This is a genomic window from Bacillus pseudomycoides DSM 12442 (assembly GCF_000161455.1).
Lineage (GTDB): Bacteria > Bacillota > Bacilli > Bacillales > Bacillaceae_G > Bacillus_A > Bacillus_A pseudomycoides.
This window is the reverse complement of record NZ_CM000745.1, coordinates 1,585,419-1,609,503: the sequence shown is the minus strand read 5'-3', so window position 1 is coordinate 1,609,503 and position 24,085 is coordinate 1,585,419. Positions and strand designations below refer to the sequence as shown.

Annotated in this window: 22 protein-coding genes, 1 pseudogene and 1 riboswitch; of the genes and pseudogenes, 7 read left to right on the top strand and 16 right to left on the bottom strand. The window is 34.2% G+C overall.

Translation table 11 applies throughout. From position 1 onward, the window contains the following. Nucleotides 1-167 precede the first annotated feature (167 nt). Both hflX and BPMYX0001_RS08010 read right to left on the bottom strand, forming a co-directional pair. Nucleotides 168-1,427: a GTPase HflX gene (gene hflX, locus BPMYX0001_RS08015; protein WP_003206751.1), complete on the bottom strand. Its 1,260-nt coding sequence runs from the start codon at nucleotides 1,425-1,427 to the stop codon at nucleotides 168-170. 583 nt (nucleotides 1,428-2,010) lie between these two features. Then, entirely contained in the window at nucleotides 2,011-2,817 is an 807-nt protein-coding gene (locus BPMYX0001_RS08010; protein WP_006094445.1) for a polyphosphate kinase 2 family protein, read from the bottom strand. A 125-nt stretch (nucleotides 2,818-2,942) separates the two neighbouring features. On the opposite strand from BPMYX0001_RS08010, the gene BPMYX0001_RS08005 reads away from it, so the two are divergent. Further along, nucleotides 2,943-3,764 carry a YwqG family protein gene (locus BPMYX0001_RS08005; RefSeq protein ID WP_006094444.1) on the top strand — a complete coding sequence of 274 codons (822 nt, stop codon included), beginning with the start codon at nucleotides 2,943-2,945 and terminating at the stop codon, nucleotides 3,762-3,764. Between the two features lie 399 nt (nucleotides 3,765-4,163). Here the strand turns inward: BPMYX0001_RS08005 and BPMYX0001_RS08000 are convergent, their stop codons facing one another. The 3 genes from BPMYX0001_RS08000 to BPMYX0001_RS07990 all read right to left on the bottom strand — a co-directional run bounded on the left by BPMYX0001_RS08000 (nucleotide 4,164) and on the right by BPMYX0001_RS07990 (nucleotide 7,171). Next, nucleotides 4,164-5,447: an MFS transporter gene (locus tag BPMYX0001_RS08000; RefSeq protein WP_006094443.1), complete on the bottom strand. Its 1,284-nt coding sequence runs from the start codon at nucleotides 5,445-5,447 to the stop codon at nucleotides 4,164-4,166. A 272-nt stretch (nucleotides 5,448-5,719) separates the two neighbouring features. Next, the gene (locus tag BPMYX0001_RS07995; RefSeq protein ID WP_033798805.1) at nucleotides 5,720-6,232 is read right to left on the bottom strand and encodes a hypothetical protein; all 513 of its coding nucleotides are present in this window, start codon (nucleotides 6,230-6,232) and stop codon (nucleotides 5,720-5,722) included. A gap of 372 nt (nucleotides 6,233-6,604) precedes the next feature. After that, nucleotides 6,605-7,171, bottom strand: a complete 567-nt coding sequence (locus BPMYX0001_RS07990; RefSeq protein WP_006094441.1) for an undecaprenyl-diphosphatase — start codon at nucleotides 7,169-7,171, stop codon at nucleotides 6,605-6,607. Between the two features lie 243 nt (nucleotides 7,172-7,414). Between BPMYX0001_RS07990 and BPMYX0001_RS33865 the strand changes: the two are divergent. Beyond that, nucleotides 7,415-7,741 (top strand): annotated as a pseudogene (locus BPMYX0001_RS33865) (RNA-guided endonuclease InsQ/TnpB family protein); the annotation flags it as partial. A 351-nt stretch (nucleotides 7,742-8,092) separates the two neighbouring features. Here the strand turns inward: BPMYX0001_RS33865 and BPMYX0001_RS33860 are convergent. Then, on the bottom strand, nucleotides 8,093-8,329 hold the full coding sequence (locus BPMYX0001_RS33860; RefSeq protein WP_006094439.1) for a hypothetical protein: 237 nt from the start codon (nucleotides 8,327-8,329) through the stop codon (nucleotides 8,093-8,095). A gap of 58 nt (nucleotides 8,330-8,387) precedes the next feature. After that, nucleotides 8,388-8,984, bottom strand: coding sequence for a DedA family protein (locus BPMYX0001_RS07980; RefSeq protein WP_033799635.1), 597 nt, complete (start codon nucleotides 8,982-8,984; stop codon nucleotides 8,388-8,390). Nucleotides 8,985-9,553: 569 nt separating this feature from the next. On the opposite strand from BPMYX0001_RS07980, the gene BPMYX0001_RS29290 reads away from it, so the two are divergent. Further along, nucleotides 9,554-9,862 (top strand): hypothetical protein, encoded by a 309-nt coding sequence (locus tag BPMYX0001_RS29290; protein WP_006094437.1) that lies wholly within the window; start codon nucleotides 9,554-9,556, stop codon nucleotides 9,860-9,862. 100 nt (nucleotides 9,863-9,962) lie between these two features. Here the strand turns inward: BPMYX0001_RS29290 and BPMYX0001_RS07970 are convergent, their stop codons facing one another. From BPMYX0001_RS07970 to BPMYX0001_RS07955, 4 genes are all read right to left on the bottom strand, one after another. Next, the gene (locus BPMYX0001_RS07970) at nucleotides 9,963-11,714 is read right to left on the bottom strand and encodes an MFS transporter (protein ID WP_033798804.1); all 1,752 of its coding nucleotides are present in this window, start codon (nucleotides 11,712-11,714) and stop codon (nucleotides 9,963-9,965) included. 34 nt (nucleotides 11,715-11,748) lie between these two features. After that, a complete protein-coding gene (locus BPMYX0001_RS07965) occupies nucleotides 11,749-12,288 on the bottom strand; it encodes a PadR family transcriptional regulator (RefSeq protein WP_033798803.1) in 540 nt (179 codons plus the stop codon). 300 nt (nucleotides 12,289-12,588) lie between these two features. After that, nucleotides 12,589-13,233, bottom strand: a complete 645-nt coding sequence (locus BPMYX0001_RS07960) for an alpha/beta family hydrolase (RefSeq protein WP_018766700.1) — start codon at nucleotides 13,231-13,233, stop codon at nucleotides 12,589-12,591. A 154-nt stretch (nucleotides 13,234-13,387) separates the two neighbouring features. Continuing rightward, nucleotides 13,388-13,708: a hypothetical protein gene (locus tag BPMYX0001_RS07955; RefSeq protein WP_006094433.1), complete on the bottom strand. Its 321-nt coding sequence runs from the start codon at nucleotides 13,706-13,708 to the stop codon at nucleotides 13,388-13,390. A gap of 343 nt (nucleotides 13,709-14,051) precedes the next feature. Here BPMYX0001_RS07955 and BPMYX0001_RS07950 point away from each other — a divergent pair, with 343 nt between their 5' ends. Next, nucleotides 14,052-14,513, top strand: coding sequence for a hypothetical protein (locus BPMYX0001_RS07950; protein ID WP_003196732.1), 462 nt, complete (start codon nucleotides 14,052-14,054; stop codon nucleotides 14,511-14,513). Between the two features lie 43 nt (nucleotides 14,514-14,556). Here BPMYX0001_RS07950 and BPMYX0001_RS07945 read toward each other — a convergent pair whose 3' ends face one another. The 4 genes from BPMYX0001_RS07945 to BPMYX0001_RS07930 all read right to left on the bottom strand — a co-directional run bounded on the left by BPMYX0001_RS07945 (nucleotide 14,557) and on the right by BPMYX0001_RS07930 (nucleotide 19,087). Further along, nucleotides 14,557-15,819 (bottom strand): MFS transporter, encoded by a 1,263-nt coding sequence (locus BPMYX0001_RS07945; protein ID WP_006094432.1) that lies wholly within the window; start codon nucleotides 15,817-15,819, stop codon nucleotides 14,557-14,559. A 106-nt stretch (nucleotides 15,820-15,925) separates the two neighbouring features. Beyond that, nucleotides 15,926-17,557: a YndJ family protein gene (locus BPMYX0001_RS07940; RefSeq protein ID WP_033798802.1), complete on the bottom strand. Its 1,632-nt coding sequence runs from the start codon at nucleotides 17,555-17,557 to the stop codon at nucleotides 15,926-15,928. Then, nucleotides 17,554-18,174, bottom strand: a complete 621-nt coding sequence (locus BPMYX0001_RS07935) for a DUF4166 domain-containing protein (RefSeq protein WP_006094430.1) — start codon at nucleotides 18,172-18,174, stop codon at nucleotides 17,554-17,556. Before BPMYX0001_RS07935 ends, BPMYX0001_RS07940 begins: the two co-directional genes overlap by 4 nt. A gap of 4 nt (nucleotides 18,175-18,178) precedes the next feature. Then, complete coding sequence (locus BPMYX0001_RS07930) at nucleotides 18,179-19,087, bottom strand: DoxX-like family protein (protein ID WP_033798801.1); 909 nt, start codon at nucleotides 19,085-19,087, stop codon at nucleotides 18,179-18,181. Nucleotides 19,088-19,287: 200 nt separating this feature from the next. Further along, nucleotides 19,288-19,474, top strand: a riboswitch (Lysine riboswitch). 230 nt (nucleotides 19,475-19,704) lie between these two features. Between BPMYX0001_RS07930 and BPMYX0001_RS07925 the strand changes: the two genes are divergently transcribed. The 3 genes from BPMYX0001_RS07925 to BPMYX0001_RS07915 all read left to right on the top strand — a co-directional run bounded on the left by BPMYX0001_RS07925 (nucleotide 19,705) and on the right by BPMYX0001_RS07915 (nucleotide 22,886). After that, entirely contained in the window at nucleotides 19,705-20,934 is a 1,230-nt protein-coding gene (locus BPMYX0001_RS07925; protein ID WP_006094428.1) for an aspartate kinase, read from the top strand. Between the two features lie 144 nt (nucleotides 20,935-21,078). Then, on the top strand, nucleotides 21,079-21,798 hold the full coding sequence (locus BPMYX0001_RS07920) for a response regulator transcription factor (protein ID WP_033798800.1): 720 nt from the start codon (nucleotides 21,079-21,081) through the stop codon (nucleotides 21,796-21,798). Then, nucleotides 21,795-22,886 carry a sensor histidine kinase gene (locus BPMYX0001_RS07915; RefSeq protein ID WP_033798799.1) on the top strand — a complete coding sequence of 364 codons (1,092 nt, stop codon included), beginning with the start codon at nucleotides 21,795-21,797 and terminating at the stop codon, nucleotides 22,884-22,886. Before BPMYX0001_RS07920 ends, BPMYX0001_RS07915 begins: the two co-directional genes overlap by 4 nt. A gap of 188 nt (nucleotides 22,887-23,074) precedes the next feature. Here the strand turns inward: BPMYX0001_RS07915 and cyoE are convergent, their stop codons facing one another. Next, nucleotides 23,075-23,998, bottom strand: a complete 924-nt coding sequence (cyoE, locus tag BPMYX0001_RS07910) for a heme o synthase (RefSeq protein ID WP_033798798.1) — start codon at nucleotides 23,996-23,998, stop codon at nucleotides 23,075-23,077. Nucleotides 23,999-24,085: the final 87 nt, after the last annotated feature.

The window sequence follows — 24,085 nt, the reverse complement described above, 5'->3', positions numbered from 1 at the left end:
TCACAAATAACAGCATAATCATCTGTTAAAAATAACCTTCGATTGTTTGTTTTCGTAAATAGGATTAGTACTTCATGTAATTGGGTCACCCTTCCGTTCTTTCAATTTCATTAACACTATTTTTAGTATAGCTAGAAATTTCAAATAAAATCAATGTTTTTTTCATTTTAAATAACAAAACGCTTATATTTTTCAAAATCACTCGTCTTACATTCGAGTGAAAGTTTTGTACCTTCATTTTCATAGCTCGTAGATACAACATGAGCATGATCATTGAAATAGGATACAACTTGCCCTTGATCATAAGGAATTAACATCTCACACTTTGTATACTCTTTGTAAATGTAAGAACGAATCATTTCTACAAGCTCTTCAATCCCAATTTGTTGTTTTGCAGATAGATATACTCGGTCCTCCTGGATTTTCGGAATTTCAACATCCATCATATCTGATTTATTATACGCATAAATCGTTGGGATGTTTTCAACACCAATTTGTTTTAATGTTTGGTTTGTAATCTCAATTAATTGTTCATAATTTGGATTTGCATAATCCACTACATGAATCAATAAATCCGCCTCCGCTACTTCTTCTAACGTTGAACGGAATGCTTTCACAAGATGATGCGGTAATTTGCTTACAAAACCAACTGTATCTGTTAATAAGAATGATTTATTATCTGGAAGTTCAATATTGCGTACGGATGTTTCCAAGGTCGCAAATAGCATATCCTTTTCAAACACTTGCTTCTCAGTCGAACCATTAAAGATTTCAAGCATCGTATTCATAATCGTTGATTTACCTGCATTTGTATATCCTACTAATGAAACAACAGGAATTTCGTTTTTCTTACGCTGTTTACGCTGCGTTTGACGTTGTGCAACAAGCGCTTCTAATTCTTTATTTAATACTGCAATTTGCTCTTCAATTTTACGACGGTCCAGCTCTAATTTCTTCTCACCGACACCTTTATTCTTCGTACCAACGCCGCCGCTCTGTCTTCCTAAAGATTCACGAAGACCGATTAAACGCGGCATCATATATTGTAGGTGCGCGACTTCAACTTGCAACTGCGCTTCTTTCGTCTTAGCACGCTGCGCAAAAATATCTAAAATTAAAATGGTACGATCAATGACTTTACAATCTAAGTCAGCTTCTAAATTTCGAATTTGTGAAGGCGATAACTCATCATTAAAAATAACCATATTCGCATCTGCTTCCTTCACAAAAGCAGAAACCTCTTCAATTTTCCCTTTTCCAATATAATGTGATGGATTCACGCGATGTAAATTTTGAGTAACTCTCCCTATAACTTCCACATCACAAGCTTCTGCAAGATTCGTTAACTCCTCCATTGAATATTCAAAATCACTTTCACTATTTAAATTAACTCCAACTAATATCGCTTTTTGTACTAGTTCTTCCATATATTTATTCCTCCATTTCGATTACGTAAAATTAAAAAACACAGGTCACTGCCTGTGTTTTTCGTAAACGGATGAGAGTACACCAAATAAACAAAAGAAAGCAACATTGCTTCCAAATTGCTACATGGTTAATACGTCACAAATGATATACGTTTCCAAAAACATATACGTATATCACATCATTCTATTATAAAGGCAAAACAAAAAGAGGGCGTATTCGTCCCTCCCTCTTTTCACATATCAGTTCAATAAAGGGTTCCTTTAAAATAGGCAGACCAATCCCGTTCACTCTGTACACAGACAGAGCCTTTGAGCGCTATTCAATTATCGGCACAAAGCTTTGAGACGTAATCTGATTAAAATCAAAGGAGACCCCTCCGTTCATTAAAAGTTACATAAATCTTAGCATAATTATGTAGTTTTCACAACATTAAACTTCACTTACGGGCATAAATAAAATCATTATTTTTCTACTGCATTCTTCATTTTTTTACGCATAATTTAATAAAGTTCTCGTCTTTTGTTTTGCATCACTTTATGGGTGAAATCTATAATTAATGAATCGAATTCACCCCATACAAGCTTAACGACCTATATCTTGCACGTGTTCAATCTCTTCTTTTTCTTCTTTCATTTCATAATAGTATGATGGCAATTCTATTCTATGCTGCAAGAAATAATCCTCAATCAATGAAATGATCACTTTCAATGTTTTCACACGCGCATATAATTTATCGTTACTAGCGATAATATTCCATCTTGCATTCAGTTTATCTGTTTTCTCAAACATTTCTTCCATTGCCCGGGCGTATTCATCCCACTTTTCACGATTGCGCCAATCTTCATCTGTAATTTTCCATCTCTTAAGAGGATTTTTCTCTCGATCTTTAAATCGCACTAACTGCTCATCTTTACTAATATGATAGAAGAATTTTGCTACTATGTAATGATCATCTGTTAATAATTTTTCGAAATCATTGATTTCATCGTATGCTCTATTCCATTCTTCCTTTGTAGCGAATGCCTCTACACGCTCTACCAATACACGACCATACCAAGAGCGATCAAAAATTGTGATTTGACCATACTGAGGAATTTTCCTCCAGAAGCGTTGCAAATAATGGTAACGTTTTTCATGAGGAGCAGGCGCACCAATTGGATTTACTTGAAATCCACGCGGATCCAGATGCTCAGTAATTCGTTTAATTGCCCCTCCTTTTCCAGCCGCATCCCAACCTTCCATCGCCATAATAACGGCTATTTTTTCTTTTTGTAAAATTTGCTGCAACGCTAATAAGCGCCTTTGATACTTTTCAAGCTTCTTATTATACTTTGATTTTGATTCCATTCTTTTCGTTAAATCTACTTGAGCAAGACGATCTTTTGTCATAAAATAATCCCCCTTTTCCTACACTAACGCTATTTTAACATAATTTTCAATATTTTTGATTTTATTCAGAAAATAACACTAGTGCAACTAGAAGTTGTTGTACAATAAAAACGAGGTGATACATAATGCAAAAAACGCTACAAAATGTACTCGAAAAATATAATGCCATGCATCTAGAAAAGCATATTTTAAATTCTCTTGAGCCAACAATTCAAATTCGTCTACGTAAAGGATCTGATGAGCAAATAGCAGTGGGAACCTCAAAATTAGGAGGTTTTCCAGACTTACCTGATGAATTAAAGATTCCAACATACAACGACATACCGTTACACTTTATTGGACAGCTGAATTTAGAAGAAATACAACCTTATCACAAAGGAAACCCACTACCTACGAAGGGCATGTTATATTTCTTTTATGACGCAGAAGAACAACCATGGGGGTTTGACCTAAGAGATATTGGAGGTCATCGCGTTCTGTACACAGAAAATATAGAAAACCTAAAACGACGAGAACTTCAAACAGAAGTGTTCCCTCCTTCCATCATCTCCTTTCAAGAAACTTGGACATTAGCAAAAGAAAAAGTCGGAGAAACAGGTTTATCAAATGATGATGAATGGGATCTTTATAAAGAAATAGAAGAATTGTATATCGATGGATTGCATCATTTACTCGGCTCCGCACAAGCTATACAATCAGAAGCAATGGCGGAAGAGTGTCATCTTGTTACAAACGGAATCTATTTAGGAAATGGGTACCCCTCAGATCAAGAGATAAAACATTTGCCTGGCAGCGCCCAAGATTGGATGTTACTGTTACAACTTGATACCAATGATGAATCTGAAATGGATTGGGGAGACACTGGCTTATTATATTTCTGGATCAAAAAAGAAGATTTATTGCAAAGAAACTTTGAAAATACATGGTTGATTTTGCAATGTTGTTAAATCAACCATGCATTTTCAACATATCTCCTCTGTTTCTATACTGTAATTCGTATAAAGCGAAAAAGAATAGAAAAAATGGCCAACTTTTTCTACAAAGTTGGCCCATCTATTATAATTTCAGTTCTTCTATATGAAAAAGCTCAATAACCGCTTGTGTACTCCTCTAACCCTTAGTTTTTGCATCACATTACTAATATGATTGCAGACAAGCCTTCTACTAAAGTACACCTTTTATCAGCGGAGGGCTTCATCCTCTACTAAGCTATTAAAAGAAGATATACCTCTTACAATTTTATGAGATTCATTTTGTGCAGTAACTTCTTTGATTTCTTTTAGTAACTATTTATCCATCTCTTTTTCTCTGTCAGTACAAATCAATCTGCAAAACTTTCAGGACTTCTATTTTATTTCATGTTCTTCACCTTTTCTAGACCATATCACAACAGGAATGAGTAATAAGGCTAAAGCCCCTCCAGCTAATGATAATGCCGCATAACTCGAATTCGCTACCACCATGCCTGACATCGCTCCCCCAGAAGCTCCTGCCAATGCAATAAAAACATCCACTTTCCCTTGTGTCTTTGCACGCGTTAAAGGTTCTGTTGCATCAACAATTTGAGCAGTGCCACTTATTAATCCAAGGTTCCATCCTAATCCAAGTAAAGAAAGAGCAATGATCAGGAGAATTAAAGAATCGCTCGGTGCAATGGCAGCTACCACTCCCGCACTAAGTAGTATAACTCCGGAAGCAATACTCATTGCCATTCGACCAATCTTATCAACAAGAATTCCTGTAACGAGTGATGGAAGGTACATTGCTCCTACATGAAATCCAATAACAAGGCCCACTTCATTTAATCCATGTCCATGGTGTTCCATATGTACGGGAGTCATAGTCATAATTGCAACCATAACAATTTGAGTAAGTATCATAACGATGGCCCCAACTGTAACGCCCCTTTTATTTGCTATCGATTTCTCAGTTATCGCACGCCCTTTATTTGTATGTTCCTGTTTATATGTTTCTATCCTGTTCGCTATTATTAATGGATCTGGACGAAGCATAACGAAAAGTACGAGACCTGCTAACAAAAATGCAGCTGCTGATAATATGAACGGACCAGCAAGTTCAGGAATACCAATAGAAAGAGCAAAGCTCCCCATTACCCCTACCAAATTTGGTCCTGCTACCGCACCAAAAGTCGTCATAACCATTGTAATACTAATAGCAGTTGCCCTTTGCTTCTTATTTGCTAAATCCGTACCGGCATAACGGGCTTGTAAATTTGTGGCTGTGCCTGCACCATATATGAGTAAGGAAGCAAGTAAGAGAATAATACTATTTGTTAAAGCTGCGATTACAACACCAATAGCACCAAGCCCTCCTACCATAAATCCTGTCGCAAGCCCGATCCGGCGTCCATAACGCTGAGAAAGCCTGCCTACTACTAAAGCTGCTCCTGCAGATCCCATTGTAAACATGGCTGCTGGCAATCCCGCGAATGCATCTGTTCCAAGCATTTGCTGCGCAAGAAGTGCGCCTACCGTAATTCCAGCAGCCAATCCCGCACCACCAAACATTTGTGAAATACTTACGATCACTAATGTTCGTTTATATATCTTTTGTTGTTCTTCTACTGTATACATATGATTCCTTATTGAACCATCAGCTGTATCAAGCATTTTCTCACCTTCTTTATGAAAGATTTTCCTTTTTTAAATGTACTATGTTTAATGTTTCATATTCAATAACATTTTCATCCGTTCTTTTCTTTCTAAAAGAGAAAAACAAAAAAACTGCCCAAATACTTTGATTTAGGGCAGTTTTTTCTTAGGCACAAATGTTTTTTATTTATTAAACTAAGATTCTCTCATTTATTTGCAAACTCTACACATCACATTGTTAATATGATTACGAATAAGCCTTCTTGTTACTAAATTTATCTTCAATTCTTTTATCTACCCCATTTATTCTCCATTACTTTAAAATACAAATTTTCAAACTCACTAAAATATTTACCATAAAACCCTAACATTTCAATGTAAATGTTAACAACTTCAACTAAATCAAAATGATCGCCATTTTTAGCTAATTCATAACTATCATCAACACTATATAAATCACCATATTCATCTTCCCAATACAAACCTCTGTTGACTAAAAGTCTAGTTGTGGATTTAATTGACTCTTCAATCATTAGCTCATTTCGTACTAACTTTTCATGAATTACAGAAAGAGTTAATTTCACAGCATACTCTTCATCAACTATTCTACTAAACTCAAATAACTTCCCTTCAATATCATCTATCTTTTCTTTAGACATTAAGGATATCTCAATTATTTCATATGGCGGGCAGTCACTCACTTCAATCACTTTATCACACCATTGAATTACTTCTTCTTTGCTCCACAATCCGCAACAAAGCCCTAAGCCATAAATACTAGTTAGTTTTTGAATGCAATCCAAAACTTCTCACCTTCAATTTCTCATATACATTTTCATTTAGTTTTAAACCCAGTATACGATACATTCATTTAAAATTATAATGTTTAAATTTAATATTATAATATACATTACATAATTTCTTTACAAATGCTTTCTATCCCTGTGAAGATTTTGATGCATATAGAACCTTTCTGAGGAATGAGAAAAAGTATTGAGTAAAATTCTCTATAATAAAAAGAACCAACCCTCGATGATATCGATGATTGGTTCATTTACATGATTTCACAATAGAACATTTTTCAATATATACTTACTAAAAATCGTGTAACATGTTTCTGCTATTATCTATTCTCCTATGCGCATGTTAGCACTCATCCAACCGACTCGACTCTTTTAGCTAGTTTTCCCTTGAAAAATAGGTTTCGCAATTAATGTAGCGAAAGGTCGTATTTTAAATACAACGTACTGCGTAAATAATGCTATTAATATTCCATGTACACATCCTGCAATTACATCCAATGGATAATGTACTCCTACCCATATTCTCGAAAAAGCTACACCAAGTGCTAAGAAAAACCAAGTATATTTAAAACGATAGGCAGATAGCAATAGTGTAGCTGCAATTACAACAGCTGATGTTGCATGATCACTTGGAAAAGAAGAATTGGCAGCATGATCTACAAGTTTTGTGATGTTATGTGAGACAAAAGGACGCTCTCTATAAATAAATATCTCGATAATTCTATTGATGGAATACGCTAAAGTAAACGCAACAATCGATTGAAAAGCCATTACACGAAATTGAGGTTTATTCTTTATCCATAACAGGATGAGTAGTAACACGAAAGCATATTGTACATATTCTGCAAATATAATCATTACATCATCTATCAGTGGATATTGCTGTACCTTACTATTTATAAAGTTGAACCATTCATAATCTAAGTCTTTAAAATTCATTACATAATCTCCTTTATTGCTATAGAGTCCACGCTACATTTCAACAAAATATACCTTTGGACTCTAATAAATTCTTATTATATTTTTTTATTGTTTCCACCTACAAATCATAATCTATTCAATTTTAATAAGATTACTCACAATGTACTATCTTATTTTGTGACATAAACATTACATTTTTGTAAGGTTCTTTTTTCATTTTGATAGTTTAACTTATGTAAAGTGTTTATATGAAAAGATTTATCGGTGATTTGTATAGAGAATCTCGATATCCGAAATATGGTTCGGAATCGAAAAGTGTCAAAGTCGATTTCTGATGTGGGCTAGGGCGCTTTTCGCAAGATGCTTTTGTAAAAGTGCGAAAAATTTGGAGGTCTACTTGTAAAAATAGATCCAGCATACACATCACAAGATTGTTCAAGCTGTGGAAATCGCGTAAAAAAATCCCTATCGATTCGGACACATATTTGTACAAAGTGTGGAACGATATTAGACCGGGATCACAATGCGAGTCTAAACATTTTGCAAAAAGGATTAGAACAATTACATGTGAGAACGACGGAAGACTGAAACTGAAGGGCAAGGTTGTGTCCAAACAGTATAAACGGCGCCTGTGGAGAATATGTAAGACTGCTTGGGAAACCCCAAGCAGCAACCCTCTATGAAGCAGGAAGCCCCTTCTTCAAACAACTCATAAGAGTGTTAAGAAGGAGTCATTCACAAGTCAACTACTTAGCTCATTCTAGATATTGTTTGAACTATAGTTTGAATTCCGGTTGAAATAATAGATGCATTTATATTTCTTGCATCTATTTTAATGATATTTTCTTTATAAAAATTTGATAAATAATTTTCATCAATAGGCCTCAATAGTACATGTTCAGCATGTAAACGTTGAATCAACTCAATTGCATTCATATTTTACGGTAAGGCAAGATGTAACTTTGTATCAAGAGAAATCGACCTTTTATAGTCAATGCTAACTTCACAATCTTGGAGTTGTCTTTTAATTTCTTGATGTAATAGTATCGATTTTTTTGCATATTTTTTTGCAAGTCGCTTACTGTGCGTATGAAACATGCCACTTTTCAAATAAATCTCCAGCGCTCCTTGTGTAATAAGGCTTGTATCATAATCAATTACTCGTTTTAATGCCAAAAAATTACTGAGAATATCTTGAAGTGGGAGTATTACTGCTCACGAATAACGGGATAACTTAGTTTCTATCTTTTTTGAAGCGAAAATATACAAAAATCAAACCCACAAGGATAACTAGCACAATTAAAAGAATGAGGCTATAACGGTGAGCATAGTGTACTACATGACGCCACTTTTCTCCCAGTTCTAATCCTAACTTGATAAAGGTGAAACTCCATAATAATGCTCCTGAATATGCATAAAGGCAAAAAGTCCAAAATCGAAAACGAGAAATACCCGCTAAATAGGCAGTAACATGGCGAACCCCAGGAATAAAATAGCCAATAAATAATAAGGCAGGACCAATCTTCTGAAACAAAATCTGTGTTCGATTTATTTTATTTTCTGTAATATGTATTTTCGGACCAAATTTCTTTAAAAACGGAATCCCAAGTTTCACTCCTAACAAATAACTAATAGTAATACCAATTGACGAACCGATACATGCACTTAGTAATGCAAGTAGAAAATTCATTTCCCCTTTATATACATAGTACCCTACAAACGTTAACAACGTTTCATCAGGTATCGGTAACCCGATAATTCCACCCACTAAAGCAATAATAATCCCGAAATATCCAAAATGCGAAATGAGATAATGTAATTGTTGTTCTATTGTAATCACCATCCATACCAATTACGAACTGGTATCTCAATCATTGAGACACCTTTTTAAACAAAAAACATTATATACCTCCTAGTATTATTCCAATAAACCCCATTAAAATTCTAACCGTATAACTTATTTCCGAATATAAAGTGAAACTTCCATCAGTGGGAGTCTTCACTTCCCCGCCGATGGTTAGCTGAACGAATCGAGCTTTTACGGGATAAAATGTGTTACTCCACTTTTTTCTATATTTTCAAAATGAAATTGTATTGATTTCTCTTTTTTATCCAAATATAATTAAATATGGATTTTGTATTGTGCTAATAATAGCCTTTATTTCATAGTGTGTATCTCTAGAATTAGAAATATAAAAGATAAATAAGCAAGTTATATAAGATTTATGGTTTATAAGAAAAATCAAAGTTAACAAAACAGATAAAATTATAATATGGGGTTACACAAAAACGTTTGGAGTGTGTACATATGGTATACAAAGATATTCTAAAAAAGATCCATGATGCACCAACTGATTATGATTTTAGTAAATTAACTGAATCCATTATTGATGAGAATCTATGCTTAATGGTATACCCCAAGATTACATTATCTTCTTAAAAGAAGTTGGATACGGATCTGTTTCTAATGCGTATTTTATGTTCTATGGAGGACTTATTGAAGCGGATGAAATATATGACGCAGATGAAAACCCAGAAATAAAAACTGTTTTATTATTTGGTGATAACTTTGCTGGCGATGCGATAGGCTTTCAAACTACAAATAGCTGGGAAATTGTTGAGATTTGGCATGAGGACTTATCAATCGTACCGAGAGACGAAACGAGTTTTAAAGAATTAGCTCAAAGCATATTTTCAAAAGAGCTTTAAGCGATTAGTCACTTTATCTAAAATAAAAAAAGCATTCCACCATTGCAGCTGTGGAATGCTTTTCTCTCATTAATCAAATCATATTAATTCCTTATTTACTTCACCATCCCTTACTCGTTAACCCTTTTCTTCTCCTACCAACTCGAAACTTTCCTTTATAAAACACCAAACTCACCAAACCACAAAGTAAAATAATTGGTGCACTTACTTTATATAAATCTGTAAAGCTCATTGCCATCTTATTTTCGGCATAATGACTAACATCATTTGAGAATGCAAGGATATCTTTCTTTATACTTTTTTCTTTTTCTTCCACTTCTTTTGTTACTTGCCTTGTAATTTCTTCTCTTTTTCCTTCTCTATATTCCACTGGAACTCCATTTAAAGCTTCATTCACTTTTTCATGAATCAATTTCTCTTTTTGTTCCTTGCTCAAGCCGAGATTGTCTTCACTTTGTTTTTTTTCAGCATTTGATTCTAAACTTTTATTTCGGATTTTTTCTTTTGTTATTTGCAATATTTTTTCTTGCTCAACCTGATCCACATGAATATTACGAACTTTCTCTTCAGCATAACGATAAACATTGTCTTTATTTACAGATAGATTATGAGTTAAAGTTGATACAAATATAGCAACAGCTAATACAATCCCTACTTGTCTCAACATCGATACAATGCTTTGGGAAGCGGTTAGTAATTCCCCTTCAAATGAAGAAGCACTTAAAATCGTAATGGGACCTACGACTAAACCATATCCAGCACCTAATATCATACAAGGAATAATAATATCTGCACTTGTTGAATCTACTCCTATCATTTGTAACCAATAATACGCTATGCTCATCACTATGAAACCCGATAAAATAATAAAAACTTTCCCAAGCTTTTTAATTAGCGTTGCAGATAGTGGGGAAACAATAAATATCATTGCTGAAATAGGTGTAACTAAAAAAGCCGCTTCCATTTCTGTTCGATATTGTATTTTTGTAAGAAAAGTCGGAAGTAAGACAGTTACTCCAACCAAAAATAGATTGCTTAATATGACCACAATAGATGCTCCAACAAAGGTTCGATCTTTAAATAGCTGCAAATTCACCATAGGCGCTGAAACTTTTCTTTCGACTAAAATAAATAACAAGAGAGAGAGAATACTAGTAATATAGCAAATCCACGCTACGTTACTCAGCCAACCCCATGTGTTCCCCTTAACTAATACAAGGGTGAAAAAGAAAATTGCAGAGCTACTTAATACTAATCCGATCCAATCTATTTTGGATTTAATACGTTCTTCATTTTTTATTTGTAGCATAACAAAGCATAAAACAACTCCAATTACACAAATCGGAATATTGACAAAAAATACCCATCTCCAACCTAAATTTTCTGTAATAACCCCACCTATCACTGGTCCGATTGCCGCCGAAAACCCTTGTGTTACTCCTAAAATACTAAGCGCAATGTGTCTCTTAGCTAACGGAACTGCTGATACTGCAATTACCATACTCGTCGGAAATAAAATCGCGGCTCCTATACTTTGAATAAAGCGAGAAAAGATAAGAAAATCTCCAGTATTCGCAAATGCACAAAGTGCGGAACCACCACCAAAAACGATTAAACCAATGATATACATTTTTGCCTTACCAAAAATATCTGCAATACGCCCTAACGGAACTGCTAGCACAGCAATTGTCATTGTATACACATTTAAAATCCATGACATTTTTTCTAATGACGTATTTACACTAGATTGTATTGCTGGTAAAGCGATGTTCATAATGGTGGTATCAATCATACAAAGAAAAATACCTAAACACATCAAAAACACTATCTTAAGCCCCCTTGATTGCTCGATTGCAATCTCCCCCTTTATAAATTAGCACTTCTTTTTATTCCTTGTTTTCCCTATCTTCTTCCAGTGTAAGTTGGACTAATTTCTTCCTTAATGTCTCAACTTGTGCAGCATACGATGCAATACCAACATCAAGCGAAATCTCCTCTACAAATGTTATACCCTCTCTCCATTTCTCATATTTCAAGCGAAGATCTGCAATATATGCTTCTTTCCTTTCAATTTCTTCTTCAATCCATCTCTTCATTGTCTCTCCATCAGCATAATTACCAAAATACATTCGCATTAAAAAGTCCGAGCGTAACACATCCTTCTCTACATCAGTCCTCATATATTGATAAAACTCTTCTCTTCCTTCATCCGTTATGAAGTACATCTTCTTATTTGGCTTTCCTTCTTGCATAATAACCTCTTTTTTAATTTTTCCTTCCTTCTCTAACTGTCTTAAAGTTGGATAAATCATACCGAAGCTTCCATCAAAGAAATGAGTGAACACATCTTCAAATACAATTTTTATGTCATAGCCAGACAACTCTTTTTCCATCAATAGCCCTAAAACAACGTCTCTTCCCTTCATCATAAACACCCCATATAAGTTATATAATCAATAATCATATTAACATTATTAATATGATTATTGATTATATAACTTATTCATTCATTTGTAAAATGTAACCAATTAAATTTTCATTTCATACCCTGTAAAGAATTTAAAACAAAAGACTATGTAGAAAAATCCTAACGGGTTCGGATTTGAAGTACAAAATTAAAAATAACCATTTAAAAAGAGGTGCAATTAGCACCTTTTTTTAAATGGTTATTTTAGCAAGTGAACTAGCCCCCAAATTGGTAAACTTTTGATAATATCAGTTTATCACTAATTTGTCCTAACGGTTTCTTGGAGTTTTTCCATTACCCTTGATAAAGCTAAAATTGAATTTGTTGTTTCAAATTCTCCAACATCTAAGGAATGGTTTGCATTTTGGACAACATCAATCTTTAAATTTGATTTACTTAATTGGTCAATTTGATTTGAATTGTAATGATGGTCTTTATCCCCGATAACTAAAAGCCCTTGATGATGACTATTCAAAATTGAGTCAAAAATCGAATCAGACTTTATCAGAGGAGTGAGTAAAATCATTTTTGACTTTAAGAATTCATCTCTCTTCATTAAGTCATTCGCAATTGGAATTGTTCCGAGTGATTTTCCTAAAAAAATCGAATTGTTGTATTGCCCATTTTTTAAAGCATCTAAAATCACAGGATTAATATCATCCATTATTATTTTGGTTATTTCTTCAATATTTTTTTTCATTGTTTGCTCATCATAGGCGTAATGGATATGGACAACATCGATTTTGTTTTGGAGCATTACCATCGTCGAATAATAAAACAAGGGTTTATCGTAATTGTAACCTGAACCTGAAAACATAAAGCAAATCGTTTTGGAACCCATTTCTATATGTGTATAACTAATCGCTTTATCGTTTGTTTGTATCTCCTTTTTCTTTCCTTTCATCATTTTCCCCTCCGAAACTTTTATAATATTATAACATAAATTACCAACTTCTCTTTTTATTTTTCTCAACTTTCGCAAAAAATAAAAAAATCAATATCACAATAATAATCCCGCCTATAAACATTTCTTAATTTACTCATTCATAACCTCCTTACTACTTAGAATTCATATTTTGTCTCTGATAATCAAGAGGAATATCCACCGCAAATTCTCTATCTGCAATTGGTGTATTTACAACAAAGGACTCCGTTTCTAAATAACCCACTACCTCTCCTTGTTCATTTCGATTTTCATATTTCAAAACAAGTCCTGTATTTCGATCAAACCAATAATGAAATATTTTTGCTTGAAATTTTTTAGCATTAGCACCTATAAATTCTCCTTGAACTACAATTGTGTCATAACCCCTATACGTTTCATGTTGGTTTACTATATTCCCCTCCTTCGCCAGCTGAATTAGTAATGTTTCCTCCACGTTTTCACCTCCCCATATTCATCCTATCTATTTATTACCTACCAACTTGAAAAAAGTTCATTTTCTTCCTGTAGAATTACATATAAAATAAAGCTAATCCTTCTATCAACTAAGAAAGATTAGCTTTATAACTCATGCATATACACAATAAGATAATTTTCTATCTTCCCGTCCAGTGCTTTCTTATCACTTCTACGACAATTCCCGGGTTATCCCAGTGCAGCATATGTGTCGCGTCACTTTTCTATAACTGCTAAATCAAATATACATGCATAACTTCTTTAAAATTAGAAAATGCTAACAAAATCAAAACTATCCGCTATAGCGAATTGGAGAATCATACATGACAAGAAAAATATTATTCTTACTTGCTTTCATATGTTTTGCAGTTCCACTTCAAACAAGCGCTTTTACTTTTGCAGAACTCCCTGTTACATCAAAATCTAAGCAGTGGTATATTGAAGTTGATAAGGCTAAGGATCCTCAAGCATTACCATCAAAAGCAGATATGTTTCATTCATACAGCTTACTTGTAAAGAATATCGGTAAGGACGTATCTAACGTATCAGTTGAAATACGTCACAATAACCCGAAATCAAAAGCCTCTTTCAAGCCTTTCAACAAGTCTGATATGAGCGTGTCATATAGTCAAACTAGTTTTACAAAAATGAAATTCCCATTATATGAAGACGCCAATTCATTTGATATTGTTATTAGCTGGGAAGAGAAAGATTTTAGTTATAATGGTCACCCCGAAAAAGCAGAAAAACAATTTACGCAAACATTTGTATTTCAGGAACAGTGAGCTCTACCGTTTAACAGGGCTTACTGTTTTTTGTTAACCTATATTAATCAAACTTGCGAATGCTCGGAACAAGTAGCGCGATTGCTACTACGACAATTGCTGCAATAGCTAGAATGATAATTGTCACAGTACCACCAATTATATTCGCCAACCAACCGACAACTAAATACCCTAACGGCAATAATGCAAACGATCCTAACATATCAAGACTTGCTACCCTTCCGAACGCTTCTTCTGGCACGAGTTCTTGCAAGCTCGTTTCCCATATTAGGCCAAAAATCATAATTCCAAACCCCTCTAATGCCATTAACCCTATTAATCCTGGTGCCCAAGAAACAAAAGGCATTAGTAAAAGTGACATCCCACTAATGAGAACACCTCCATAGGCAAGCAATCCTCGTTTATGCCACCTCTGTCTCCCGCCAAAAATAAGAGCTGCCACAACAGCCCCAGCTCCAGAACACGCCATTCCAAGTCCATAAACAAACGGTTCAAACTGATGATGTATATTAAATAGCCAAGGGATTAATACAACGATAATTCCTGCGTAACAAATATTAATAAATGAAAATGCTAAAATTGTAATCCAAAGCCACGGATGGCTTTTTAAAACAACAATACCTTCTGTAAAATCTTTTTTGAGATTCATTTTTTGATTTGTTTGTTCCTGTACTTTTTTAGCTGTTACATCTTTTAAAAACAATAAACAAATAAAAGATAACAAATAAGTCAATGCATCTAACCCAAACCCGATTCCAGCCGATGCAACTGAAACAATAAGCCCGCCAAGCGCTGGGCCTATTAAACGAACGCCTTGATTACTCATTTGCGTTAATGCGTTAGCTGCATTCCGAATTTCTGGCACGAAAACCCTTGCTCGCACCGCTGCATATGCCGGTTGAAACAGGCCTTCCATTAGTCCATATACTGCTACTAATACATATAGAATATTGATTGTTAAAGTGTCTGTAAAAATAAGTGTCGCAAGTGTTATCATCACTATGCATCGAACAATATCAGTAAATAACATTAATTTAACTCGATTCATGCGATCAACGATTAACCCAGAAAACGGTAAAACAAGAATATTCGGAAGCATATACATAGCCATCGTCATCCCCATAACCACCGTTGAACCTGTTAATGTATATACTACTACTGGAAGAATTACCATTGTAACCGAGCTTCCAAGTACAGAAAGCAGCTGACCAATCCATAAGAAAGTAAACTGCCGTGATTTTGTAACAGGTAACAATAAATTACTTACATAACTCCCCTTATTTTTTGTCTGTATTTCTCCTTGCATATGTATCCCCTTCCTCTAAATATCTTCCTTCTTTTTCCTTTTATTATAACATTTATTTTTTCTTTCTTTTCTAATAATTTAGTTTTTAGATATATCAAAAAAAATTTCAACGACATCTCCCTTCCGTTCTCTCAATCTCATAATCAATCTCTAAAAACCTCACACCAAACACCCACATTTGATGGTGCGCTGTCAAAATCTGATCAGTTTTTTCTTTTATCGTAAAAGTCTCAGCTAACGGTAATCGAATCGTAAAGAAAGGGGTATGTAAATAAATCCCTTCGTCTCCTTTTGTACTCTCTCTTAACTGACTAGTAATGATAAGATCTTTGTTATCATTACGTAATTTTAAAATACCCGTCATATTAGAAAATGGTAGCGGCAAAGCAATATTCATATATGTATCTCCTCTATATGTATGCTGTGAATAAAGAGCTACAAAGATCGTTTCATCCTGCTCATTTTTTCGAATCCATGCCCTCACATCTTCTCTACCATCTCGTTCACCTTTTACCGCAATGATATTACCATACATAGCTTCCCATCTATTTCCCATTCCTAAATGAATTTGCTGTATATGTCTACTTATTTTTTCATAGAGAAAGGCAAAGGGCCGAAACCAACGAGACCACTTAATGTTTGCTTTTAATTGATAATTTTTCGTATGCTCATAAAAATCAATGATAAGTGGAGATACTTTTCTTTCATCAAACCCCATACTATGAAAATCACTCATTTGCTCTACAAGACCTGTATACTCTTTCTTCTTTATGAAATCCTGTTGCAAGAAAAGCGTTTCCCCCACTTTCATCTTCCCTTTGATACGACTCATCGGTTTTCCATAATGAATGTAAGCTGGCACATTCTTTTCAATCATCCAGCCAATAAAAGCAGGCAATGTTACACCAATTCCATTCACAACACCATGAATCCAAACCATTTGCGTAATTGTGATCGTCATAACTTGCTTAAAGTTCCCATATGAGTATACTAACGAAAATAAAATCGTTATCATAAGTGTACTCGATGAAATGATAAGAAGGATTTTTGCAATTATCGAAGTGAATTTTGTTTTCCATACATAAACACCATAAGCATAAAGTGAGATGAGATAAATTAATACCGCGAAGAACTCGAATGTTCTTGAATAAGTAATACCAATCGCTACTGTCATCGGTGAAATAACAATAATAACCGTGATAAATTTATATAGTTTACTTTTCTTTTGTTGCTTTCTCCCAAGTAAACCTACAGATAAGGGTAGTAAAAAGGCTGAATAATGAAAGTGAGCTGCTGTAAGCAAAACAATATCTGAACTAAACTGCATAATGGATATATTTGCTACAGAGGCAAAGAACCAAAAACCACCTAAAAACAAATAAATAAATCCGCTATCAATTGCCATCTCTTCTAACGGCTTCCATCCTCTTTCTAGTAACCTACTTACGCCGAATAATGCAATAATGCCTGTATATATAAACCAAATCACTGCAAATAAAAAATAATCTGTTATGAAGGCAAGCATCGCACTGATTGCAGCAACCGGATAAAGTAACAATACAAGTTTATAAAATAAAACCTGTGATCCATCTCTTTTTTCCTTATCAACAATGCATAATGACATTGGTATAAATAAAAAAACAGATAACACTATGATACATTCAACGGGATTTAATTTCGGCCATTCCAATATAATAAAAACCATATAACAAATAAGGCCAAGAATTATATTTTTCATCTAGTCTGATCCCTTTCTACAAACGTTCCCTTATATGAGAAAAGCGGGCCAAATAATGGATTTCGCACTTGAACATGAATTTTGTAACAGTTTAATACATCATCATAGCTCTCTATAACTTTCGCCTCTCCATATAAAAATTTGGGTAGTGGTATTTTCTTCCCAAGTATGTAAAACCATTGTTTTTTTGATGAGATATGCATTGCTCCTTCTTCATCAACATAAAAGGCAAGTGTTGATACGAGCAAATACGGTTCACCAAAGTAATCAATAATTTCATTCTGTTTTGTATTCAGGTACATAACGGCATTGAAATAACGTTTTTTGTTATCAAATCGAAACATCCGATTCCACCTTACAAAAACATTTCCTTTCGCATCCTCTTCAGCAATATTATGTATTGTAAACGGTACTTCTTTTCCTCTTTCTGAAAAGAACATGCGAAACTTAGATGCAACTCTTAAAAGCATTTTGACAAGAAACGATCCTTCATCAATTTCATCCATTTTCCCTTCACCTATAAAACTATTGTTTTCCGTAATTGCATAACGTTTTTGTAATTTCGGGTGTAGCTGCTGATAAGATTCTCCTAATAATACTTCATAGATGCTAGCCACGCATTTACCCCCTTCTTTTTCTCTTACAATTTTTCGCTCTTGGTAAATCACTACTGTTCATATACCCAATAATTGATAATCCAATTAATATAAAATTTAAGGCAATGGGGTTAAATGGTTGGATAAAACTCAAAATATTTGTGAATCCTGCTACTATGGTTAGACCAATTAAAATAATAATGTGCAGCAGCAATAACTTCTGTTTTTGAAACGGCAACAACCATATGATCCCGAATCCTATTTCTAAAAAACCAATTATTTTAAGCGAAAGAATGCTATTTTCGTTTGAACCAATAAGTACAGAAAGCATCTGTACCTCTTCTGGGTGATTAAATAATACTTTTGGCATAAGCCCTTGATACATCCATACAAAAGAAAGTAAAAAACAAATAAGCCAATACGTAATCGATTTTCTTATTAACAAGCGAGGATGCAACCCTTTTTCTAACCATAATTTTAAAGCATCAAAGCTCCATGCTGTCGCCCATCCTAATAGCGGCCGAAATACATATGAATCTATAATCCTCCCTACACCACCAAATCTCGTCTCATAATCATACTGCGTTTCAAAGCAAATCATTTCTCCATTCGGTGTATATTTCCAATAGCCTCTTCCTATTTGTATCAATGAAAGTCTATTGTCTGTCCAAAATTTTAGCGAAGATATTCTTTCTCCTGTTTCCTTTTGGAATTCCCCTACCGATTCCCCTTCACCAACTATTTCAAGCCCAAAACCGATTTTTGTTTTGTATAAAAAACGTTGTGGTTCATCATCTTGTTTCTCTAAATATGATATTTCAGTAAAGCGAGCATCCCACTCTGTATGTAACATCGGATCTTGCGTATACTTCCATAATTCATCCATTGATGTTACCATTTCTGTTTGAACATAAATCGGTTTCTGCCTCTTCATCCTCTCTCCCTCCACTCCCTCTATATCACTAATGTATACGTAAAATTCGATTCTATCTATATTTTTCAAATAATTCTTTCATTACACAAAGAGACTTAATTTTCAAAATATTAACAAAGCACTTGATTTCCTAAAATATTTTAATTATTATAAAACAAATGTTACCAAACAACTTTATAAACCAAACACTCTCGCCCAAAACGTGAGATAGAGGTTGCAACGCTTATAAGTATTCTAAAGGAGACACAGAGATGTCGATGAATTTAGAAAAAAGGAAGTGTTGCCGAAATTAATAAATTTCTCTGCATTTATTAATTGGGGCTGTTTTCGAATAGAAACAGAACTGTCATATGTACAGACGTGTATATATGAAGAGCTATCTACAAAAAAGAGGTATCATGCTTTATATGATATTCTTTTTTGGCGGTTTTTTTATTAGCTCCTTTTTCTGTTTCCCTTTTCCTGTAACAGCACCATCCTCCCCTATTTGAGATGGTGTTTTTTTGTTTTTCTTTCCGGTAACTACAGGAATATTTAGGGACTTATACATCTCTCTTATATGTTTTTTACACCTTTCCTGATTAATTAATAAAAATGGATGAAAGAAGGAATTTGTAATGGAAACGATTGTTCAAAAATTCGGTGGTACTTCTGTCGGAAGTATTCAGCGCATTCAACATGTAGCAAATTTAATTATTGAAGAATATGAACGAGGGAACGGTGTTGTTACAGTTGTATCTGCAATGGGAAAAAGCACAGATGAGCTTGTCGCACTTGCTACTGCTATTACCGAAAATCCGAGTAAACGTGAAATGGACATGCTTTTAACAACTGGCGAACAAGTTACCATTTCTTTATTAACAATGGCGCTGCAAGCAAAAGGATACGACGCTATTTCACTAACTGGGTGGCAAGCTGGTATTACGACTGAATCTGTACATGGAAGTGCAAGAATCTCTGATATTAATACTGAACGTATTCAATCCCTTTTACAAGAAGGAACAATTGTAATCGTTGCTGGCTTCCAAGGACTAAGTAAAGAGAACGAAATTACCACACTAGGCCGCGGTGGTTCTGATACAACTGCTGTTGCATTAGCAGCTGCGCTGAAAGCGAAAAAATGTGATATTTACACAGACGTAACAGGTGTATACACGACTGATCCACGCGTTGTAAAAGACGCATATAAATTAGATGAAATTTCTTATGATGAAATGTTAGAGCTCGCAAATCTTGGTGCTGGTGTACTGCATCCACGTGCTGTTGAATTCGCGAAAAATCATAACGTAGTTTTAGAAGTTCGTTCAAGTATGGAACAAGAAAACGGAACAATTGTAAGGGGAGAATGTAACATGGAACAACAATCAATCGTAAAAGGTATTGCATTTGAAGATAATATTACACGCGTAACAATTAAAGGATTAGAACAAGGAGCACTTTCAACTGTTTTCTCTACGTTGGCTACCGCTCACATTAATGTTGATATTATTATTCAAAGTATTACAAATGAAGGTACTGTACATCTATCCTTCTCTATTCATTCGGGTGACTTAAGAGAAACATTAGAAGTATTAGAACAAAATCAAGAAGCACTTCACTATAGATCTGTAGAATATGAAAATCATCTAGCAAAAGTATCAATTGTTGGATCCGGCATGGTATCCAATCCAGGTGTTGCCGCTGACATGTTCTCTACATTAAAAGACGAAAATATTCATATTAAAATGGTAAGTACATCTGAAATTAAAGTATCTGTTGTCATTGATCGCCTACATTTAGTAGATGGTGTAGAAGCTCTTCATCAATCTTTTATGGCAAAAATTGAACCGATGGTACAAATGAATTAATTTCATTTTCAAAAATAACAACAAGGAATATTTCTTTGTTGTTATTTTTTTATCTAGCAAAATAGTATTATGTTACACTATTACATGTGAAATATTTTCCAAATCATTTTAATGAGACAAAAAACATGTAAAGGCGGATACATAATGAGAACAGAAAATATTCTTTTAGTAGATGACGAGCAAGGTATACTAGATATGTTGGTACTAACCTTAAAGAAAGAAAATTTTATTCATGTAACAACCGCTCTAAACGGAAGTGAGACGTTAAACTTAGTTAAAAATCATCCATTCGATATTATCTTACTCGATGTTATGCTACCAGATATAGACGGCTTCGAATTATGTAGACAAATACGAAACTATACAAATACCCCTATTCTATTTGTGACAGCGCGCTCTAGTGACTTAGATAAATTAACAGGCCTCGGAATTGGTGGGGATGATTACATAACAAAACCATTTAATCCTTTAGAAGTAGCTGCTCGAATTAACGTACAATTACGCGGACAAAGTATGCTGCTAAATAACCGCCAAGCAGAACATTCAAACTTACATTTTGAATCCTTTTCTCTATATCCAAGCGAGGGACTGATAACAGTAAACGGAAAATCTGTACATTGCACTGCTAAAGAACTAGAATTACTTACTTTCTTATGCACACATCCAAATCGGATTTTTACAGCTGAGCAATTATATGAACAAGTGTGGGGACTTACTTCTATGGGTGATGATAAAACAGTAGTCATGCATATTTCTAAATTACGTAAAAAAATAGAAGAAGATCCTAAATCCCCTACATACATTGTTAATTTGAGAGGAATTGGCTATAAATTTATCCCGCATACTAAGGAGCAACAAAAATGAAAATTGGTTTCCGACTAGGCTTTCATTTTATTCGTAGTTTATTTATCGGTACTTTTTTTATGGGGATTTTCATGGCCATCTTCATGGAAGGCATACTACCTCTTATCGGAATAAGCAAAGAGAACAAAGACACGGAAGCTCTTATCGTTTTTTGCCTCTTTGTATGTACTCTTATTTTAGGCGCTATTTTATATGGATGGCATATCGGGAAACCTTTATTTCGAATAATTTCATGGATTAACCATCTAGCAGAAGGCTCTTATGTAACCCCAGAAAGTACGAAACAAATGTACAATAAAAAAACAGGAAAATTAAAAGGCCCTTATCGCTTATATAAAGACGTCTTTCTAAATATAGAACATTTAACAAATAGATTACGAGAAATAGAGAATGAACGAGAACAACTTGAGAAAATGAAACGCGAATGGATGGCAGGAATCTCTCATGATTTAAAGACACCTCTCACTTATATTACAGGATACAGTGCACTTATGTTATCACCCGACCATGAATGGAGTGAGGAAGAAAAAGAGAAGTTTCTGCAAGAGATTCAACAAAAAGGGGACCATATGAAGGAGTTAATTGAAGACTTAAACCTCTCGTTCCGCCTTCATGATTCACAAATCCCGCTAAAAAAAGAAGAAATAAATATCATTGAATTTACAAGAAGAATGATAGCTGATATGACAAATGATCCACGATCTGAACACTATCATTTTAGCTTTCACGCAGACAAAACGAACATTATTATTCCTATTGATACAAAATTACTACATCGCTCTTTGCAAAATTTATTTATGAACGCCGTTTTACATAACCCTGTAGAAACAAAGATCCATACCTCGATTCTATTAGAGGACACTGTACATATTATAATAGAAGATACTGGCGTCGGTATGGATGAAATGACAGTTCAAAATCTATTTAAACAGTACTACCGAGGTACAACTACAAACGTTTCAAATGAAGGAACTGGTTTAGGAATGGCTATCGCCCAAAAAATTATAACGGCACATGGTGGAACCATTCAAGTAGACAGTGAAATAGAAAAAGGAACAACGATTCATATTACCCTTCCAACTCTATAGTACTTATTATCGACAAAAATATAGTTTTATTAAAGTGACGATTACTTTCGTTCAATTTAGTAGAACAAACGTAAGTAAAATTTATTCACACGCTAAAAAACCAATCTCTCATTCTAATACACGAGAAATTGGTTTTTTTATTCTTTACAAATTAAATCGTTCTAAAACTTTTCATTCGTTACCTATATTCATCTTCCAAAAAAGACACCTATAAGGGAATAGATAATGATCGTTGAAAATAAAATCGTCATATGGAAAAGAGAAAAAATAAACAATGATTTTGCCCATTTCTCTGAATCCATCTTTTTATAACCATAAATGCTTAAAACAAGCCATAAAGTACTTAAAAGAAGCGCTACTAGCATAAGACCAATGCTTAAAGATCCTAAAAGAACACTTATTCCAATTAAAACAATTAAATAGATATTCGTTTGTATATATGTTCTTTTAACACCTTTGACTACTGGAAGCATCGGAACCTTTGCAGCCTTATACTCATCATGTTTGCGAATAGCTATGGCGTAAAAATGAGGCATTTGCCAAATAACCATTATGATAAAAAGCCCAATAATAGCCGGATGCATTATATCCGGATAAATAGCAGCCCAGCCAATGAGTGGTGGCATTGCCCCTGAAACACTTCCAATTTCTGTGTTGTAAATTGTTCTTCTCTTACTCCACATTGTATACGGTACAACATACAAAAATAAGCCTAAAAACCCTAATAAGGCTGCTAAATATGTGGTTAGTGCAAGAAATACTAACCCGGAGATTGTCATCAATATTCCAAGCCATAATACAGCCTTAGGGCTTATTTCTCCGGTTACAGTTGGTCTCTTTTTGGTTCTCTCCATAATCGAATCAATATCACGATCATACAGATTATTAAAAGCCCCTGCTGCACCTATGATTAAAATAGAACCGATGAAAGCAAATATAATCTCTGGAATTTTCTCAAACGGGCTAATCTTATATTTATATAAAGCCAATGTTAACCCAGCAAACATTGGGACCAAATTCGATTTAATAATTCCGGTTTTAACCGTTTGGGCTAAAATGTTCGATAACTGTCGTTTCGAATTCGAATTTGTTAATTCTTTTTTCCTTCGCATGACACCCTGTACTCCTTTTCATTAGACGTTTTTACCATGTATATAGTATTAATATACTCCCCGGTATATTAATACTATATGATATTC

Coding starts and splice junctions, on each gene's coding strand:
- hflX (WP_003206751.1), bottom strand. CDS start 1,427: ATGGAAGAACTAGTACAAAAAGCGATATTAGTTGGAGTTAATTTAAAT.
- BPMYX0001_RS08010 (WP_006094445.1), bottom strand. CDS start 2,817: ATGACAAAAGATCGTCTTGCTCAAGTAGATTTAACGAAAAGAATGGAA.
- BPMYX0001_RS08005 (WP_006094444.1), top strand. CDS start 2,943: ATGCAAAAAACGCTACAAAATGTACTCGAAAAATATAATGCCATGCAT.
- BPMYX0001_RS08000 (WP_006094443.1), bottom strand. CDS start 5,447: ATGCTTGATACAGCTGATGGTTCAATAAGGAATCATATGTATACAGTA.
- BPMYX0001_RS07990 (WP_006094441.1), bottom strand. CDS start 7,171: ATGAATTTTAAAGACTTAGATTATGAATGGTTCAACTTTATAAATAGT.
- BPMYX0001_RS29290 (WP_006094437.1), top strand. CDS start 9,554: ATGCTTAATGGTATACCCCAAGATTACATTATCTTCTTAAAAGAAGTT.
- BPMYX0001_RS07965 (WP_033798803.1), bottom strand. CDS start 12,288: ATGAAGGGAAGAGACGTTGTTTTAGGGCTATTGATGGAAAAAGAGTTG.
- BPMYX0001_RS07960 (WP_018766700.1), bottom strand. CDS start 13,233: ATGAAAGGAAAGAAAAAGGAGATACAAACAAACGATAAAGCGATTAGT.
- BPMYX0001_RS07950 (WP_003196732.1), top strand. CDS start 14,052: ATGACAAGAAAAATATTATTCTTACTTGCTTTCATATGTTTTGCAGTT.
- BPMYX0001_RS07945 (WP_006094432.1), bottom strand. CDS start 15,819: ATGCAAGGAGAAATACAGACAAAAAATAAGGGGAGTTATGTAAGTAAT.
- BPMYX0001_RS07940 (WP_033798802.1), bottom strand. CDS start 17,557: ATGAAAAATATAATTCTTGGCCTTATTTGTTATATGGTTTTTATTATA.
- BPMYX0001_RS07930 (WP_033798801.1), bottom strand. CDS start 19,087: ATGAAGAGGCAGAAACCGATTTATGTTCAAACAGAAATGGTAACATCA.
- BPMYX0001_RS07925 (WP_006094428.1), top strand. CDS start 19,705: ATGGAAACGATTGTTCAAAAATTCGGTGGTACTTCTGTCGGAAGTATT.
- BPMYX0001_RS07920 (WP_033798800.1), top strand. CDS start 21,079: ATGAGAACAGAAAATATTCTTTTAGTAGATGACGAGCAAGGTATACTA.
- BPMYX0001_RS07915 (WP_033798799.1), top strand. CDS start 21,795: ATGAAAATTGGTTTCCGACTAGGCTTTCATTTTATTCGTAGTTTATTT.
- cyoE (WP_033798798.1), bottom strand. CDS start 23,998: ATGCGAAGGAAAAAAGAATTAACAAATTCGAATTCGAAACGACAGTTA.